Origin of the sequence: Variovorax paradoxus (assembly GCF_040544635.1) — a bacterium.
In the GTDB taxonomy this organism is placed as follows: domain Bacteria; phylum Pseudomonadota; class Gammaproteobacteria; order Burkholderiales; family Burkholderiaceae_C; genus Variovorax; species Variovorax paradoxus_R.
The window spans coordinates 24,049-40,436 of the sequence record NZ_JBEPKJ010000020.1 but is presented as its reverse complement, the minus strand read 5'-3'; the positions used below and the strand labels follow the sequence as shown (position 1 = coordinate 40,436).

Annotated in this window: 15 protein-coding genes; 12 read left to right on the top strand and 3 right to left on the bottom strand. The window is 67.8% G+C overall.

Annotation, left to right across the window (positions count from 1 at the left end):
• The first annotated feature begins 17 nt into the window (after positions 1-17).
• From ABIC94_RS26210 to ABIC94_RS26160, 11 genes are all read left to right on the top strand, one after another.
• Positions 18-437, top strand: coding sequence for a F0F1 ATP synthase subunit epsilon (locus ABIC94_RS26210; protein ID WP_307704042.1), 420 nt, complete (start codon positions 18-20; stop codon positions 435-437).
• 255 nt (positions 438-692) lie between these two features.
• Positions 693-1,862, top strand: a complete 1,170-nt coding sequence (locus tag ABIC94_RS26205) for an ROK family protein (RefSeq protein WP_354376012.1) — start codon at positions 693-695, stop codon at positions 1,860-1,862.
• Positions 1,859-3,394, top strand: a complete 1,536-nt coding sequence (locus ABIC94_RS26200) for a sugar ABC transporter ATP-binding protein (RefSeq protein ID WP_354375959.1) — start codon at positions 1,859-1,861, stop codon at positions 3,392-3,394. Before ABIC94_RS26205 ends, ABIC94_RS26200 begins: the two co-directional genes overlap by 4 nt.
• The gene (locus ABIC94_RS26195) at positions 3,381-4,382 is read left to right on the top strand and encodes an ABC transporter permease (RefSeq protein WP_354375957.1); all 1,002 of its coding nucleotides are present in this window, start codon (positions 3,381-3,383) and stop codon (positions 4,380-4,382) included. Before ABIC94_RS26200 ends, ABIC94_RS26195 begins: the two co-directional genes overlap by 14 nt.
• Before the next feature lie 46 nt (positions 4,383-4,428).
• A complete protein-coding gene (locus tag ABIC94_RS26190; RefSeq protein WP_309950931.1) occupies positions 4,429-5,391 on the top strand; it encodes a substrate-binding domain-containing protein in 963 nt (320 codons plus the stop codon).
• Between the two features lie 62 nt (positions 5,392-5,453).
• The gene (locus tag ABIC94_RS26185) at positions 5,454-6,617 is read left to right on the top strand and encodes a Gfo/Idh/MocA family protein (RefSeq protein WP_354375955.1); all 1,164 of its coding nucleotides are present in this window, start codon (positions 5,454-5,456) and stop codon (positions 6,615-6,617) included.
• 49 nt (positions 6,618-6,666) lie between these two features.
• Complete coding sequence (locus ABIC94_RS26180) at positions 6,667-7,374, top strand: phosphatase PAP2 family protein (protein ID WP_354375953.1); 708 nt, start codon at positions 6,667-6,669, stop codon at positions 7,372-7,374.
• A gap of 89 nt (positions 7,375-7,463) precedes the next feature.
• Positions 7,464-7,988, top strand: coding sequence for a DUF3617 domain-containing protein (locus ABIC94_RS26175; protein ID WP_354375951.1), 525 nt, complete (start codon positions 7,464-7,466; stop codon positions 7,986-7,988).
• A gap of 70 nt (positions 7,989-8,058) precedes the next feature.
• A complete protein-coding gene (locus ABIC94_RS26170) occupies positions 8,059-9,180 on the top strand; it encodes a ligase-associated DNA damage response exonuclease (RefSeq protein ID WP_354375949.1) in 1,122 nt (373 codons plus the stop codon).
• Complete coding sequence (locus ABIC94_RS26165) at positions 9,177-10,832, top strand: ATP-dependent DNA ligase (protein WP_354375947.1); 1,656 nt, start codon at positions 9,177-9,179, stop codon at positions 10,830-10,832. Before ABIC94_RS26170 ends, ABIC94_RS26165 begins: the two co-directional genes overlap by 4 nt.
• Entirely contained in the window at positions 10,829-13,588 is a 2,760-nt protein-coding gene (locus ABIC94_RS26160; RefSeq protein WP_354375945.1) for a ligase-associated DNA damage response DEXH box helicase, read from the top strand. The genes ABIC94_RS26165 and ABIC94_RS26160 overlap by 4 nt, the downstream gene beginning before the upstream one ends.
• A gap of 10 nt (positions 13,589-13,598) precedes the next feature.
• Here ABIC94_RS26160 and trxC read toward each other — a convergent pair whose 3' ends face one another.
• Positions 13,599-14,048, bottom strand: a complete 450-nt coding sequence (gene trxC, locus ABIC94_RS26155; RefSeq protein ID WP_354375943.1) for a thioredoxin TrxC — start codon at positions 14,046-14,048, stop codon at positions 13,599-13,601.
• A gap of 76 nt (positions 14,049-14,124) precedes the next feature.
• Between trxC and pdeM the strand changes: the two genes are divergently transcribed.
• Positions 14,125-14,808, top strand: coding sequence for a ligase-associated DNA damage response endonuclease PdeM (gene pdeM, locus ABIC94_RS26150; protein WP_354375941.1), 684 nt, complete (start codon positions 14,125-14,127; stop codon positions 14,806-14,808).
• A gap of 118 nt (positions 14,809-14,926) precedes the next feature.
• Here the strand turns inward: pdeM and ABIC94_RS26145 are convergent, their stop codons facing one another.
• Both ABIC94_RS26145 and ABIC94_RS26140 read right to left on the bottom strand, forming a co-directional pair.
• Positions 14,927-15,445 (bottom strand): TPM domain-containing protein, encoded by a 519-nt coding sequence (locus ABIC94_RS26145; RefSeq protein WP_354375939.1) that lies wholly within the window; start codon positions 15,443-15,445, stop codon positions 14,927-14,929.
• Between the two features lie 2 nt (positions 15,446-15,447).
• Positions 15,448-16,380 carry a TPM domain-containing protein gene (locus ABIC94_RS26140; protein ID WP_354375937.1) on the bottom strand — a complete coding sequence of 311 codons (933 nt, stop codon included), beginning with the start codon at positions 16,378-16,380 and terminating at the stop codon, positions 15,448-15,450.
• Positions 16,381-16,388: the final 8 nt, after the last annotated feature.

The window sequence follows — 16,388 nt, the reverse complement described above, 5'->3', positions numbered from 1 at the left end:
GCGGCGCAGGAACGCACATGGCAAACACCATTCACGTCGACGTAGTCTCCGCGGAAGAGTCGATCTTCTCGGGCGAGGCCACGTTCGTCGCGCTGCCCGGTGAAGCCGGCGAGCTCGGCATCTATCCGCGCCACACGCCGCTGATCACGCGCATCCGCCCGGGTGCGGTGCGCATCGAAACGGCCGACGGCGGCGAAGAGTTCGTCTTCGTGGCGGGCGGCATTCTCGAAGTGCAGCCCGACACCGTCACCGTGCTGTCCGACACCGCCATTCGCGGCAAGGACCTCGACGACGAAAAGGCCAACCAGGCCAAGGCTGCCGCCGAAGAAGCGCTCAAGAACGCCAAGAGCGACATCGACATTGCCATGGCGCAATCGGAGTTGGCCGTCATGGCCGCCCAGATCGCGGCACTGCGCAAGTACCGCCAGAAGAAGTAATTCGACAGGAAGAAGCGGCGGCCCGCCTTGGGGGCTCGCGCCAGAAGAAGCCGCCTCCGGGCGGCTTTTTTGCGTCCGGAGGAGCAGCTTTGCATTTATCTTTGATCTGAAATTGGTCGAAGTTCAGCCTTGTATGGCTGAAGAGCTGCCTCTAGTATTCGCCTTCACTCGCTCGGCGGCATCCGCCCCGGGCCACAGCAAAAAAGACGGAGACAACAACGCGTGACACGCTGGAGCGGCATCACTGCGGACGAAATGCGCTTGCTGGAGACCACGTTCTGGTCGGCCGGCGGCTCGCGCCATGCCATGGCCGAACAGCTCGGCTTTTCCAAGAGCAAGGCGAATTCGCTGATTGCGGGCCTTGTCGAACAAGGCCTGCTGGCCGAAGCCGGTCTCCAGCGTTCCTCGGGCGGCCGCCGCGCCGAAAACCTGCAGCTGCATGCCGGCCTTGGCGTGCTGGTCGGCATCGACATCGGTGCCACCAGCCTCGACGTTGCAGTGCTGCGCCCCGACCTCACCGTGCTTGCCCAGCACGACGAACCCGCCGACGTGCGCGAAGGCCCGGCTGTCGTGCTGGCGCGGGTGCGTGTGCTGATGCGCGAATTGCTCGCGCGTTGCAACAGCGGCGCAAAGAACGTGCTTGGCATCGGCATCGGCGTGCCCGGCCCCGTCAACTTCGAGATCGGCCAGCTCGTGAACCCGCCGCTGATGCCCGCGTGGGACAGCTTCTCGATCCGCGACTACCTGCGCGAGGACTACGCGGCGCCCGTCTTCGTCGACAACGACGTGAACCTGATGGCGCTCGGCGAGCTCTGGCGGCTGAAGCGCTCGCTCAACAATTTTCTCGTGATCAAGATCGGAACCGGCATCGGCTGCGGCATCGTCTGCCACGGCGAGGTCTATCGCGGCGCCGCCGGTTCGGCCGGCGACGTGGGCCACATCTGCGTCGACCAGGAAGGCCCGCGCTGCCATTGCGGCAATGTGGGCTGCGTCGAAGCCATGGCGGCGGGGCCGGCCATCACACGCATGGCCGTGCAGGCGGCCGAAGCCGGCGAGAGCGCCATGCTCGCCGAATGCCTGCGAGTGCACGGGCGCATCGACGCCGTCGACGTGGGCCAGGCGAGCCGCGCCGGTGACACGGCGGCCAACGGCATCATCCAGCGCGCCGGCAACCTCATCGGCCAGATGCTGGCGTCGGTCGTGAATTTCTTCAATCCGTCGCACGTGTTCATCGGCGGCGGCATCACGCGCATCGGGCCACTGTTCCTGGCGGCCGTGCGGCAAAGCGTTTACCAGCGTTCGCTCGCGCTCTCCACGCGGCACCTGGAAATCCAGTACACGCCGCTGGGTGTGCAGGGCGGCCTGGTCGGCGCCGGCGTGCTCGCGATGCACGAGACCCTGAAAGTCCGCGGAGTGGCGCCATGAGTGAAGAAAACATCAAGGGCAGCGTCGCGGTCGAGTTCGACGGCGTGGTGAAGGCCTTCGGCCCGGTGCAAGTGCTGCACGGCGTGAGCTTTTCGCTCGCACCCGGACGCGTCTATGGATTGCTCGGCGAGAACGGCGCGGGCAAGTCCACGTTGATGAAAATTCTTGCGGGGTATGAGCAGCTGAGCGGCGGCACGTTGCGCGTCAACGGCGAGCCCCGGCACTTCGCGAGCTCGCGCGATGCGGAAGCGTTGGGCATCGTGCTGATCCACCAGGAATTCAACCTCGCTGAAGACCTGAGCGTGGCGCAGAACATCTTCCTCGGCCACGAGAAGAAGAAGGGCTGGCTGCTCGACGATGCGTCGATGGAGCGCGACGCCGCCGCCGCACTGGCCGCGGTGGGCCTGCAGGTCGATCCGCGCACCAAGGTGCGCCGGCTCATCGTCGCGGAGAAGCAGCTGGTAGAGATTGCCAAGGCCATTGCGCGCCGCGCGCGGCTGCTCATCATGGACGAGCCCACCGCCACGCTCACGCCCGGCGAAACCGAGCGGCTCTTCAAGCTCATCGCGCAGCTGCGTGCTGATGGCGTGACCATCGTCTACATCTCGCACAAGCTCGATGAAGTGGAGCAGGTGACCGACGAGGTGATCGTGATGCGTGACGGCCGTTTTGTCGCCCGCGCGCCCACGCCCGAGGTCTCGCGCCAGCAGATGGCCAACCTGATGGTGGGCCGCGAGTTGGCCGACCTGTACCCGCCGCGCGACGTGGTGGTGGCCGCCGATGCGCCCGCCATGCGCGTGCGCAGCTTCAGCGTGCCCGGCTGGGCGCACGATGTCGACTTCGAGGTGCGCCCCGGCGAGATCCTCGGCTTTGCGGGTCTGGTGGGCGCGGGCCGCACCGAACTTTTCGAAGGCCTGCTGGGCCTCAGGCCCGCGAGCGGCCAGGTCGAGATGCTCGGAAAGCCGGTGCCCGACCGGAAGGGCTGGCGCAATCCGCGCGACGCCGCAAAACACGGGCTCACCTACCTGAGCGAGGACCGCAAAGGCAAGGGCCTGCACGTGGACTTCGGGCTGCGCCAGAACCTCACGCTGATGGCACTCGAGCGCTATGCGAAGCCCTGGCTCCAGCCCGACGCCGAACGCGGCGCGCTGGCCGAGGCCGTGAAGGACTACGGCATTCGCACCGGCACGCTCGACGCCCGGGCCTCGTCGCTCTCGGGCGGCAACCAGCAGAAGCTCGCGCTCGCCAAGGTGCTGCAGCCAAGGCCGAAGGTGGTGGTGCTCGATGAGCCCACCCGCGGTGTCGACATCGGCGCCAAGCGCGACATCTATTTCCTGATCCAGCGACTCGCCCGCGAAGGGCTCGCGGTGATCGTCGTTTCGTCGGAGCTGATGGAACTCATCGGCCTGTGCCACCGCGTGGCGGTAATGCGCGCGGGTCGACTCGTCGCCACGCTCAACGCCGACCACTTGACTGAAGAGGAGCTCATCGCTCATGCCACCGGAACAGCGGACACCCATGCCGCAGCCTGAAGCCGCGCAACACCGCAGCGAGAGCAAGCCGCGCTGGACCGAGCGCCTGCACGGCCTCGGGCCGGTCATCGGCCTCGTGCTGCTGTGCATCGGCGGCACGCTGCTGAACAGCGACTTCGCCACCGTCGACAACGCCATGAACGTGCTCACGCGCACGGCTTTCATCGGCATCATCGCGGTGGGCATGTGCTTCGTGATCATCTCGGGCGGCATCGACCTGTCGGTCGGCTCGATGGCGGCGCTCATCGCGGGCAGCGTGATCATGTTCATCAACTGGGCCGGCCCTGCGTCAGGCTCCCCGCTGATGGCGGTGGTGATGGGCGCGGTGCTTGCCGTGGTGCTGGGCGCGCTGTTCGGCCTGGCGCACGGCCTGCTCATCACCAAGGGCCGCATCGAACCCTTCATCGTGACGCTGGGCACGCTCGGCATCTTCCGCGCCTACCTTACCTACTTTGCCGATGGCGGCGCGCTCACGCTCGACAACGACCTGTCGGACCTCTATGCGCCGGTGTACTACGCAAGCCTGGCGGGCATTCCGGTGCCGGTGTGGGTGTTCGTGGTCGTCGCGATCATCGGCGGCGTCATATTGAACCGCACGGCCTACGGGCGCTACGTGCAGGCCATTGGCTCCAACGAACAGGTGGCACGCTATGCGGCGGTGGACGTCGACCGCGTGAAGATCCTCACCTACGTGCTGCTAGGCGTATGCGTGGGCATTGCCACGCTGCTGTACGTGCCGCGCCTCGGCTCGGCATCACCGACCACCGGCCTCTTGTGGGAGCTCGAAGCGATTGCCGCGGTGATCGTCGGCGGCACCGCGCTCAAGGGCGGCGCGGGCAGCATCACGGGCACCGTGGTGGGGGCCATCCTGCTTTCGGTCATCAGCAACATCCTGAACCTCACCAGCATCATCAGCGTGTACCTCAACGCCGCGGTGCAGGGCTTCGTGATCATCATCGTTGCGTTCCTCCAAAGAGGGCGCCGCTAGTTTGTTCCCGTTCCGCTTCATCACTAACCACAAGGAGACATCCAGCATGACAAGCTTCACACGTCGCATCGCACTCACGGCCGTGGCGGCCGCGGCGCTCGCGAGCCTGCCCGCATTCGCTGCCGAGAAAGTGAACCTCGGCGTTTCGATTCCCGCGGCCACGCACAGCTTCATGGGCGGCATCAACTACTGGGCCAACCAGGCGAAGAAGGATCTGGAGAAGGAACACAAGGACCTGAAGATCACGATCAAGACCGCGGCCAATGCACCCGAGCAGGCAAACCAGCTCCAAGACCTCTCGACGGTCACCAAGATCAACGCGCTCGTGGTGTTCCCGTTCGAATCGGCGGCGCTCACCAAGCCGGTGGCGCAGGTCAAGGCCAAGGGCGCCTACGTGACCGTGGTCGACCGCGGCCTGACCGACACCAGCGCGCAAGATGCGTATGTGGCCGGCGACAACACCGCCTTCGGCCGCATTCCGGCCGAGTACATTGCGAAGCAGCTCGGCGGCAAGGGCAACGTGGTCGCCTTGCGCGGCATTGCCACCACGCTCGACAACGAGCGCATGGACGCCTTCAACGCGGTGCTCAAGAACCACCCCGACATCAAGCTGCTCGACGCCAAGTACGCCAACTGGAACCGCGACGACGCCTTCAAGGTCACGCAGGACTACCTCACGCGCTTCAAGCAGATCGACGCCATCTGGGCGGCCGACGACGACATGGCCGTGGGCGTGCTCAAGGCCATCGAACAGGCCAAGCGCGACGACATCAAGATCGTCTTCGGCGGCGCGGGCGCCAAGGGCATGGTCAAGACCATCATGGACGGCAAGGACAAGCGCATCGGCGCCGACGTGAGCTACTCGCCCAAGTTCATCTACGACGCGATCAAGCTCACGGCCGAAGCGCGCCTGAAGGGCGAGAAGCTGCCCGCGACGACGATCATTCCTTCGGTGCTGATCACCAAGGAAAACGCCAAGGACTTCTACCACCCGAACTCGCCGTTCTGAGCGTGCAGGTCTTGCTCCCTCTCCCCTTGGGGAGAGGGAACAGTTACCAGGAATTCCTACCGATGACGGATCAACCTTCTCGCAAGCTCCGCTGCGCCATGGTGGGCGGCGGGCGCGACGCCTTCATCGGCGCCGTGCACCGCAAGGCCATGGCGCTAGACGGGCAGATCGAACTCGTGGCCGGCGCGCTGTCGTCGAGCCCCGAAAAAGCGCGCGCCTCGGGCCGCGACCTCGGGCTGGCGGACGAGCGCAACCACGGCGACTGGCAGTCGCTGCTGGCCGACGAGCTGAAGCGCCCGCCGGAAGAACGCATCGACTTCGTCTCGATCGTCACACCCAACCATGTGCACTTCCCGGTTGCACAGGCCTTTGCCGAAGCGGGCTTTCACGTGGTGTGCGACAAGCCGCTGGTGCACACACGCGCGCAGGCCGATGCGCTGGTGGCCACCGTGGCCAGGCAGGGCACGGTGTTCGGCGTGACCTACAACTACACCGGCTACCCGATGGTGCGGCAGGCGCGCGAGATGGTCCGCTCGGGCCAGCTCGGCGAGCTGCGCAAGGTGGTCGTCGAATACAACCAGGGCTGGCTCGCGAGCCAGCTCGAAGACACCGGCAACAAACAGGCCGACTGGCGCACCGACCCAGCGCGCAGCGGCGCAGCCGGTGCCATCGGCGACATCGGCTCGCATGCCGAGAACCTCGTCGCGAGCGTGACCGGGCTGGAGATCGAGAGCCTCTGCGCGGACCTGAGCGCGCTGGTGCCCGGCCGCATGCTCGACGACGATGGCAGCCTGCTGCTGCGCTTCAAGGGTGTTGCGCGCGGTGTGCTGATCGCATCGCAAATCAACACCGGCCTGGAGAACGATCTGCGCCTGCGAGTCTCCGGTGCGTTGGGCACGCTCGAATGGCGCCAGGAGCGGCCGAGTGAGCTGCTGCACCTGCCGCACGACGGACCCAAGCGCATCCTCACGCGCGGCTCGCCGTGGCTTTGCGAATCGGCGCAACGCGCGAGCCGCCTGCCCGCGGGACATCCCGAGGGCTTCATCGAGGCCTTTGCCAACATCTACGGCGGCGTCGCGGCGGACATCCGCGCACGGAATGCGGGCCAGCAGGCCGACGCCATTGCGGCCGACTATCCGCGCGTGGAAGACGGCGCGCGCGGCGTTCGCTTCATCGAGCGCACGGTGGCTTCGGCAAAAAGCGAATTAAAGTGGACGCCCTGGTAGTGCCGCACGCTCGCACCCGCGAGCACACGGCGCGCCGCAACGGGCGCTCATGACAAGCTCTTCTTTTCGGGATCTGCCGCTTTCGAAACCTCCGCAGCCCTGGCTTCGCGCCCTGGGCCGGCGCTGCCTCGCGCTCTGGCCGCTGAAGCTCGTCGGCAACACGGTGGCCACCGCCGGGTTCTTCCCGCTGTACTTCTGGATCATGAAGAACGCCGGCCAGCCCTGGACGCTGCCGCTCACGGCATTCGACCGGCTGATCGCCTTCTGGCCGGCGCTGCTGCCGGTCTATCTTTCGCTCTGGCTCTACATCGCGCTGCCGGTGTTCCTTGCCAAGGACAAGCGGGAGCTCTCGAGCTTTGCGCTGGGCTGCGCCTTCATGACGTGCATCGCGCTCGTGGTGTTCTGGTTCATGCCCACGGCCATACCCAACTTCACCATCGACACCAGCCCGGGCACTTCGCTTCACTTGCTGAAAACGATCGATGCGGCCGGCAACGCGTTTCCATCGCTGCACGTGTCATTCTCGGTGTTTGCCTGCGTGGTGCTCGCGAGGCAATTGCGCGACGTGGCTGCGCCCATGTGGCTTCGCGCACTCAACATCGCATGGGCAGTCGGCATCGTCTATTCGACGATGGCGGTCCGCCAGCATGTGCTGATCGACGTGCTCGGCGGGCTGGCGCTGGGCATCGGGTTCGGGCTGGCTTCGCGGCCACGCCACGCCGCTGCGGCAGCGGCTGTGCAGGCGGAGCCGGCGTAGGCCGATTGCGCTATTCCGCACGCCCGGCGCGTGCGGTACAACCCGGGCATCGTTCCTTTATCGTCCTTTGATCCGACGCGGAGCCCGCCATGAAGATTCGCCTGCCTGCCATTGCCGTCTTCATGCTGGCCTGCGCGGCCGCCATGCCCGCCATGGCCATCGACTACCCCGCGCGCAAGCCCGGCCTCTGGGAAATCCAGACCGGCGACGGCACCGCCACCAAGGGGGCGAGCCAGACCATTCAGCAGTGCATCGACGCGGCCAGCGACAAGGCCTTGCGCGACATGGGCCAGGGCATGGGCAAGGACACGTGCTCGAAGCAGGAACTCCGCAACGAGGGAGGCAAGCTGGTCGTCGATTCGGTCTGCAAGATCGGCCCGACCACCGCCACCTCGCACGCGGTGATGAGCGGCGACTTCAGTTCGGCCTACCGCATGGAAAGCAAGTCGACCTACAGTCCGCCGCTGATGGGCCGCGCCGAAGGCTCGGCCGTCATCGAAGCCAGATGGGTCGGCCCCTGCAAGGCCGGCCAGAAACCGGGCGACATGATCATGTCCAACGGCATGAAGATGAACGTGCTCGAGATGATGGGCGGGCACAAGGGCAAGAAGTAGGCGCCGGCCCACAGCGCTTCGCGGCCCGCGTTCGGCAACGCGCAAGGCCGCCACCGCCTACGATGCGGCCATGGCCGCGAAGGAAGAAGATCTCGTCGTTGCTCGCCCCGAGGGGCTGTATTGCCCGCCGGGCGATTTCTACATCGACCCCTGGCGGCCGGTGGCGCGCGCCGTCATCACGCACGCCCACTCGGACCACGCGCGCACGGGCCATGCGCACTACCTCGCCCATACCGACAGCGCCGGCACGCTGCGCGCCCGCCTCGGCAGCGACATCGCGCTGCAGACGCTCGGCTACGGCGAAACCATCGAGCACCATGGCGTTCGCGTTTCGCTGCATCCGGCCGGCCACGTGCTGGGCTCGGCCCAGGTTCGCCTCGAACACGGCGGGCGCGTGTGGGTGGCCTCGGGCGACTACAAGACCGAGCCCGACGGCACCTGCACGCCCTTCGAGCCGGTGCCGTGCGACACCTTCATCACCGAATCGACTTTCGGCCTGCCGATCTACCGCTGGCCCTCGCAGGCCGCGCTGTTCGCCGAGATTGACGCGTGGTGGCGCGCCAACGCGGAGGCCGGCCGCGCATCTGTGCTGTTCTGCTATGCCTTCGGCAAGGCGCAGCGCATCCTGCACGGTGTGGATGCCTCCATCGGGCCGATCGTGGTGCACGGCGCGGTCGAGCCGCTCAACGCCGTGTATCGCGCGGCGGGTGTGGCCTTGCCCGAGACATTGCGCGTGACCGACCCGGGCGTGGACGCCGCGCTTTTGAAGCGCGCTCTGGTGCTGGCGCCGCCTTCGGCCCAGGGCACGCCGTGGATGCGCCGCTTCGGTAACTACGCCGACGCCTTCGCAAGCGGCTGGATGCAACTGCGCGGCACGCGCCGGCGGCGCGGTGTGGACCGCGGCTTCGTCATGTCCGACCACGCGGATTGGCCGGGCCTGCAGCAGGCCATCGCGGGCACGGGCGCGAGCCGGGTGTTCGTCACCCATGGCAGCGTGGCGGTCATGGTGCGTTGGCTCACCGAGAACGGGCTGGAGGCGCAGGGCTTCAAGACCGAGTACGGCGATGAGGACGACCAGGAAACTCCCTCCCCTTCCGGGGGAGGGCCGGGGAGGGGGCAAGCGGCGCCCGATGGGGACGCTGGCAGCCCCCATCCCGGCCTTCCCCCAGAGGGGGAAGGAGCAAAGGCATGAAGGACTTCGCCGCGCTCTACCGCGAGCTCGACGCCAGCACTTCGAGCCTCGCCAAGCAGGCCGCGCTGCAGCGCTACCTGCGCGAAGCCGACCCCGCCGATGCGGCATGGGCCGTGTACTTCCTGGCCGGCGGCAAGCCGCGCCAGCTCGTGCCCACCAAGCTGCTGCGCCTGCTCGCGCAAGAGACAGCGGGCCTTCCCGAATGGCTGTTCGACGAAAGCTACGAGGCGGTCGGCGATCTCGCGGAAACCATCGCGCTGCTGTTGCCGCCGCCCACCGAGGCGCACGACCTCGGGTTGGCCCGCTGGGTCGAGGAGCATCTGCTTCCGCTGCGCGAGGCCGGCAAGTCGGCGCCCGACGAAATCCCCGAGCGGCTGCGCGCGCAATGGCGCCAGCTTGCGGCCGAAGAGCGGCTGGTGTACTTCAAGCTCATCACCGGCGCGTTTCGCGTGGGCGTGTCGAAGCTGCAGGTCACGCAGGCGCTCGCAGGCGTGGGCGGCATCGACCCCAAGCGCGTGGCGCAGCGGCTCATGGGCTACACCCACATCGGCGGCCGCCCGCGGGCGGATGACTACCGCGCGTTGATCGCGCCGGAGTCGGGCGCGGAACAAGTCCAGAAGACCAGCGGGCAGCCGTACCCGTTCTTTCTTGCGCATGCGTTCAACCTGCCGCTCGAACAGTTCGATGCCACGCTGGGGCCGCCGGCCGACTGGATCGTCGAATGGAAGTGGGACGGCATCCGCGCGCAACTGGTCAAGCGCGCGGGCATGGTCTGGCTGTGGTCGCGCGGCGAAGAGCTGGTGACCGAGCGCTTTCCCGAACTCGCGGTGTTGGGTGAGGCGCTGCCCGACGGCACGGTGCTCGATGGTGAGATCGCCGTCTGGCGCGAAGACAAGGTGCAGCCCTTCGCAGAACTGCAGAAGCGCATCGGCCGCAAGACCTTGGGCGCGAAACTGCTGCGCGAAATACCGGTGGTGCTGCTGGCCTACGACATTCTCGAATGGGAAGGGCGCGACCTGCGTGCGCTGCCGCAGTCGGAGCGCCGGTTGATGCTTGACGAGCTCGTCACGCGCATGCAGCACCCGTCGCTGCTGCCGAGCCCGATGCTCACGGGCATCGAATGGAGCGACCTGGCGCGCCAGCGCGAAGCGGCGCGCAGCATGGGCGTGGAAGGCATGATGCTCAAGCGCCGCGACGCGCAATACGGCGTGGGCCGTACCAAGGACGTGGGCGTGTGGTGGAAGTGGAAGATCGACCCGCTCAGCATCGATGCCGTGCTCATCTACGCGCAGCGCGGCCATGGCCGGCGCGCCAGCCTCTACAGCGACTACACCTTCGCCGTGTGGGACGGCCCGCCCGGGCAGGAAGACCGCAAGCTCGTACCCTTTGCCAAGGCCTATTCGGGCCTGACCGATGCAGAGATGGCACGCGTGGATGCCATCATCCGCAAGACCACGGTCGAGAGCTTCGGCCCGGTGCGCAGCGTGGAGCCGACGCTGGTGTTCGAGCTCGGCTTCGAGGGCATCGCGCGCAGCACGCGCCACAAGAGCGGCATTGCGGTGCGCTTCCCGCGCATGCTGCGATGGCGCGAAGACAAGCCGGTGGCGGAGGCCGATACCTTGCAAACGCTCGCCGCGCTGCTGCCGTCATGACCGAACCGGTGGACCCCGAATTTCTCCCTCCCCTCCCGGGGGAGGGTAGGGGTGGGGGCAAGCGGCGTATCAAGGATCAGCCGTCTCTCGAAGGCCGCGTGCCCCCATCCCAGCCTTCCCCCGGGAGGGGAAGGAGCAAGACAGCAGTCAAGGCGGCGCTCGATGCGTGGTTCGAGGCCCGCGGCTGGAAGCCCTTCAAGTTCCAGCGCGATGTGTGGAAAGCCATCGCGCAAGGAAAGTCCGGCATGCTGCACGCCACCACCGGCGCGGGCAAGACCTATGCGGTGTGGCTCGGCGCGCTGCAGGCGTTTTCTTCTGCGGCACCGCCGCCTTCGCGCACCGGAAAAACCACGGCACCGCCGCTCACCGTGTTGTGGATCACGCCCATGCGCGCGCTCGCGGCCGACACGCTGCGCGCGCTGAAGCAGCCGCTCGAAGCGCTCGGTGCCGAGGTGCATCCGTGGAGCACCGGCGCGCGCAGCGGCGACACCTCGTCGGCCGAGCGCGCCGCGCAGAACGAGCGCCTGCCCACCGTGCTCGTCACTACGCCGGAGAGCCTTTCACTGCTGCTCGCGCGTGCCGATGCCAGCGAGGTACTGGGTCGCGTGAAGATGGTCGTGGTCGACGAATGGCACGAACTGCTCGGCAACAAGCGCGGCGTGCAGGTCCAGCTGGCGCTTGCGCGGCTCAGGCGCTGGAACGCGGGGCTCGCGGTGTGGGGCATGTCGGCCACGCTGGGCAACCTGCAGGAAGCCATGCACGCGCTGCTCGGTGACGAAGAGGGCGTGCTGGTGCAGGGTGCCGTACCGAAGAAGCTGGTGGTCGATTCGCTGCTGCCCGGCCGCGCCGAGCGCTTTCCGTGGGGCGGCCACCTGGGCCTCACCATGCTGCCGCAGGTGCTCGACGAGATTGCCGCCAGCAGCACCACGCTGGTGTTCACCAACACGCGCTCGCAATCGGAGATCTGGTACCAGGCCATGCTCGAGGCACGGCCCGAATGGGCCGGCACCATCGCGTTGCACCATGGCTCGCTCGACCGGGCGGTGCGCGAGTGGGTGGAGCTTGGACTGAAGAGCGGTGAGCTCAAGGCGGTGGTCTGCACATCGAGTCTTGATCTCGGTGTCGACTTCTTGCCGGTCGAACGCGTGCTGCAGATCGGTTCGCCCAAGGGCGTGGCGCGGCTGCTGCAGCGCGCGGGGCGCTCGGGCCATGCGCCGGGCCGGCCGTCGCGCATCACGCTCGTGCCCACGCACAGCATCGAGATGGTCGAAGGCGCCGCGGCGCGCGCAGCCATCGCGGCCGGCCACATCGAGGCGCGCCACACGCCGGTGCAGCCGCTCGACGTGCTGGTGCAGCACCTCGTCACGGTGGCGCTCGGCGGCGGCTTCGTGCCTGACGACCTGTATGCGGAAGTGCGCAGCACTGCGGCCTATGCGAACCTGTCGCGGGAGAACTGGGAGTGGTGCCTGGCCTTCGTGTCGCAAGGCGGCCCCTCGCTGGCGGCCTACCCCGACTACCGCCGCGCCGTGCCCGATGCGCAAGGCATCTGGCGCGTGCCGGACGCGCGGCTCGCGCGGCGGCACCGCATGAACATCGGCACCATCGTGAGCGACGCGAGCATGGCGGTGCAGTACATGGGCGGCGCAAGAATCGGCAGTGTCGAAGAAGGCTTTGTTGCGCGCATGAAGCCCGGTGATTGCTTCTTGTTCGGCGGCCGGCTGCTCGAGCTCGTGCGCATCCATGACATGACGGCCTGGGTGCGGCGCGCCACCGGCAAGCGCGCTGCGGTGCCGCGCTGGAACGGCGGGCGCATGCCGCTCTCGACCACGCTGGCCGATGCCGTGGTGCAGCAGCTCGCGCTGGCCGGCGAGGGGCGCTATGACTCACCCGAGCTGCAGTGCGTGCGGCCGCTGCTCGAAATCCAGCAGCAATGGTCGGCCCTGCCCACGCCGCAAACCCTGCTCGCCGAAACGCTCACCACGCGCGAAGGCTCGCACCTGTTTCTCTACCCCTTCGCGGGGCGGCACGTGCACCTGGGGCTTGCGAGCCTGTTGGCCTGGCGCGTGGCGCAGCATGATGCGCGCACCTTCTCCATTGCAGTGAACGACTACGGCTTCGAACTGCTGAGCGCCGTGCCGGTCGACTGGCCCGCGCTGCTGCCGCAGGTGCTGCGCCTGCCGCAAGGCGACGATGCGCATGCCGAACTGCTGCACGAGGTACTGGCTTCGCTCAATGCGGGTGAACTGGCGCAGCGCCGTTTTCGCGAAATTGCGCGTGTCTCGGGCCTGATCTTCCAGGGCTACCCCGGCGAGAAGCGCAGCAGCAAGCAACTGCAGGCATCGTCCTCGCTGTTCTGGGAGGTGTTCCGCAAGTACGACCCTTCCAACAGGCTGCTGCTGCAGGCCGAGCAGGAACTGCTCGCGCAGGAACTCGAAATAGGCCGGCTGCGCGCCAGCCTCGCGCGGATGGCGACTCAGCAGCTGGTGCTGAAGCCGCTCGAACGGCCGACGCCGTTTTCGTTTCCGCTCATGGTCGAGCTGTTCCGCGAGAAGCTGTCGAACGAGAACGTGGCCGATCGCATTGCGCGCATGGTCGAGCAGCTCGAAAAAGCCGCGGGCGGCGTGGTCACCGCCGGCGGGGTCGAGCGCGTGAAGAGCACGCTGGCGTTCGGCCAGGAAGGGCCGGGCAAGCCACCCGCGCCGCAGCGCCAGCGCAGGCCGCCCTCACGCCGTTCGCGGCCTTTGCCGCCGCTGTGAGCCGTCCGGCTCAGCCCGCGCCGTGCGCCTTGACCCAGCGCACGATGTCCGCCGCGCCCATGGCGCCGGCCTGCCGCGCCACTTCGCGGCCACCGCGAAACAGCGCCAGCGTCGGAATGCTGCGGATGTTGAAGCGCGCGCCCAGATTGGGCACGGCTTCGGTGTCGACCTTGGCCAGCCGCACCCGCGGCTCCAGCTGCGCAGCGGCCTGTTCGTAGCCGGGCGCCATCTGGCGGCACGGACCGCACCACGGCGCCCAGAAGTCCACCAGCACCGGAATTTCGTTGCGTGCAATGTGGCGGTCGAAGGTCTTTTCGTCCGGCAGTGCGGTCGAATGGCCGGCGAACAGCGGGCGGTGGCAACTGCCGCAATCGGGCGCGCTGCCCAGCTGTGCCGCGCGCACGCGGTTGGTCGTGTGGCAGTGCGGACAGACGATGTGCAGCGAAGGCGATTCGGTCATGCCGAAAAACTGGGGTCCGCGGGGTGAATTGCAAGACGGTCGCCCGCGTGCACGGCTTTTGCGACACTTGTTACCCGTGACTTCCCCGCATCTTTCCGCATCGGCCCTGCCGGTCCAATGGGCCGGCGAGTTGCTGCATTTGCTGCCCGAGCGCGCCATCTGGTGGCCCGGCGGCCGCGTGCTCTTCATCGCCGACCTGCATATCGGCAAGGCCGCGACCTACCGCGCGCTGGGGCAACCGGTGCCGGGCGGCACCACGCAGCAGAACCTGGCCCGGCTCGATGCGCTGATTGCGGCCCATGCGCCGCAGCGTGTCGTGTTTCTCGGCGATTTCCTGCATGCCGCGCAGGCACGCACGCCCCAGGTGCTGGCCGCGCTCGCCGCGTGGCGCGCCACGCACCGGGACATTGGCATGACGCTGGTGCGGGGCAACCACGACAGCCGCGCGGGCGATCCGCCAGCGGTGCTCGGCATCGATGTGGTCGACGAGCCTTACCTGCTCGGCCCTTTCGCCTGCTGCCACCATCCGCAAGCGCACGCCACGCATTTCGTGCTGGCCGGGCACCTGCACCCGGTGTGCAGGCTCCATGGGCCGGGGCGGGACAGCGTGCGGCTGCCGTGTTTCGTGAGCGATGACCAACAGGCTGTGCTGCCGGCCTTCGGCGAGTTCACCGGTGGGTGGTTGATGGAGCGGGCGCCGGGACGGCGTTTCTTTGCGGTGGGCGGCGAGGCGGTGTGGGCGCGGCCGACACCGGATTGATGACTCGCTCCTTCCCCCTCTGGGGGAAGGTTGGGATGGGGGCAGGCAGAGCGTGCCCAATGCCAACGCCGCTTGCCCCCACCCCGGCCCTCCCCCGGAAGGGAGGGAGAAAACAAAGTCAAAGAACGACGGGCGCGTCGGGCAACTCGTTGGTGTCGGGCTCGTTCTCGGCCAGCGGAAAGTGCGCAACCAGCAAGGCCGACATTTCTTCCAGCGCCTGCGTGAGCCCGTCCTCGAAACGGCCCTCGCGGAACGCCGCGCCCATACGCTGCGCCATTGCGGCCCATTCGGCATCGTCGACGCGCGCATCGATGCCGCGGTCGGCCACGATTTCGATCGCATGCTCGGCCAGCAAGAGGTAGACGAGCACGCCGTTGTTGTTCTCGGTGTCCCACACGCGCAGCTTGCCGAACAGCGTGACGGCACGCTCGCGCGCCGAAGCATCCCGCCGCAGGTAAGACCAGGGCAGGCCCGCCTCGACGCAGAGGCGGATTTCGCCGCTGTGGCGCCGCTCGCTGGCGGCAACCCGCGCGGCGAGGCGCTCCATGGCGGCATCGGGCAGCACGCGGCGCACATCGGCCTCGTCCATCCACCGGTGGCGCCAGATGCGGCCGAGCCTGGAGAAAAGCGTCGCCATGCCTACCAATCCCCCGAGGCGCCGCCGCCCCCGAAATCGCCGCCGCCACCGGAACTGAAGCCTCCGCCGCCGCTGCTGTCGCCGCTGCTCCAGCCACCGCCGCCGCCACCACCACCACCCCAGCCTCCGAAACCGCCGCCGCCGCCGCCGCGGCGCCCCGGCGCCGACGCAGCCACGGCCGAGAACAGCGACACCATCAGTGCTGCCATGCCCGCCAGCACCGCGATGACGATGCTGGTCGTGATGAAGAATGCAATCACGCCGATGCCGCCGCCCATGACCACCGAGCCGAGCTTCTTGCCGACGATCGAGCGCACGATGGGCGCCCCGATGAAGACGCCGATGAACAGGAAGATTGCAAGGTTTTCCCAGTCGATGCCTTCGCTGGAATCCTTCTCGCTGCCGCTGGAAGGCGCGGGCAGCGCCTCGCCGTCGACCAGCCCGATGAGCCGCGCCACCGCTGCATTCAGCCCGCCCGCGAAGTCGTTGTTGCGAAAACGCGGCTTCATCTCTTCGTCGATGATGCGGATGGCGGCCAGGTCGGGTACCGCGCCTTCGAGCGTCTTGGCCACTTCGATGCGCATCTTGCGGTCGTTCTTGGCCACGATCACCAGGATGCCGTCGCCGACGTCCTTGCGTCCGATCTTCCAGGCGTTGCCCACGCGGTTGGCGTAGCTTGCAATGTCTTCGGGCTGGGTGGTGGGCACCATCAGCACCACCATCTGCGAGCCCTTGCGCTGCTCGAAGGCGGCCAGCTTGGCCTCGAGATCGGCGCGCTCCGGTTCGGCCAGCGTTTGCGTCTGGTCGATCACCCGCGCCGTGAGCGCGGGCACCGGCAGCAGGTCTTGCGCCCATGCGCTGGCCGCAAGCCCGGTCCACCCGGCTGCCGCCAGCAGGACGGCGGCCAGCGCACGGCGTATCAGGGCAAGGGCCATCGATCGAA

Coding starts and splice junctions, on each gene's coding strand:
- ABIC94_RS26210 (WP_307704042.1), top strand. CDS start 18: ATGGCAAACACCATTCACGTCGACGTAGTCTCCGCGGAAGAGTCGATC.
- ABIC94_RS26205 (WP_354376012.1), top strand. CDS start 693: ATGCGCTTGCTGGAGACCACGTTCTGGTCGGCCGGCGGCTCGCGCCAT.
- ABIC94_RS26200 (WP_354375959.1), top strand. CDS start 1,859: ATGAGTGAAGAAAACATCAAGGGCAGCGTCGCGGTCGAGTTCGACGGC.
- ABIC94_RS26195 (WP_354375957.1), top strand. CDS start 3,381: ATGCCGCAGCCTGAAGCCGCGCAACACCGCAGCGAGAGCAAGCCGCGC.
- ABIC94_RS26190 (WP_309950931.1), top strand. CDS start 4,429: ATGACAAGCTTCACACGTCGCATCGCACTCACGGCCGTGGCGGCCGCG.
- ABIC94_RS26185 (WP_354375955.1), top strand. CDS start 5,454: ATGACGGATCAACCTTCTCGCAAGCTCCGCTGCGCCATGGTGGGCGGC.
- ABIC94_RS26180 (WP_354375953.1), top strand. CDS start 6,667: ATGACAAGCTCTTCTTTTCGGGATCTGCCGCTTTCGAAACCTCCGCAG.
- ABIC94_RS26175 (WP_354375951.1), top strand. CDS start 7,464: ATGAAGATTCGCCTGCCTGCCATTGCCGTCTTCATGCTGGCCTGCGCG.
- ABIC94_RS26170 (WP_354375949.1), top strand. CDS start 8,059: ATGGCCGCGAAGGAAGAAGATCTCGTCGTTGCTCGCCCCGAGGGGCTG.
- ABIC94_RS26165 (WP_354375947.1), top strand. CDS start 9,177: ATGAAGGACTTCGCCGCGCTCTACCGCGAGCTCGACGCCAGCACTTCG.
- ABIC94_RS26160 (WP_354375945.1), top strand. CDS start 10,829: ATGACCGAACCGGTGGACCCCGAATTTCTCCCTCCCCTCCCGGGGGAG.
- trxC (WP_354375943.1), bottom strand. CDS start 14,048: ATGACCGAATCGCCTTCGCTGCACATCGTCTGTCCGCACTGCCACACG.
- ABIC94_RS26145 (WP_354375939.1), bottom strand. CDS start 15,445: ATGGCGACGCTTTTCTCCAGGCTCGGCCGCATCTGGCGCCACCGGTGG.
- ABIC94_RS26140 (WP_354375937.1), bottom strand. CDS start 16,380: ATGGCCCTTGCCCTGATACGCCGTGCGCTGGCCGCCGTCCTGCTGGCG.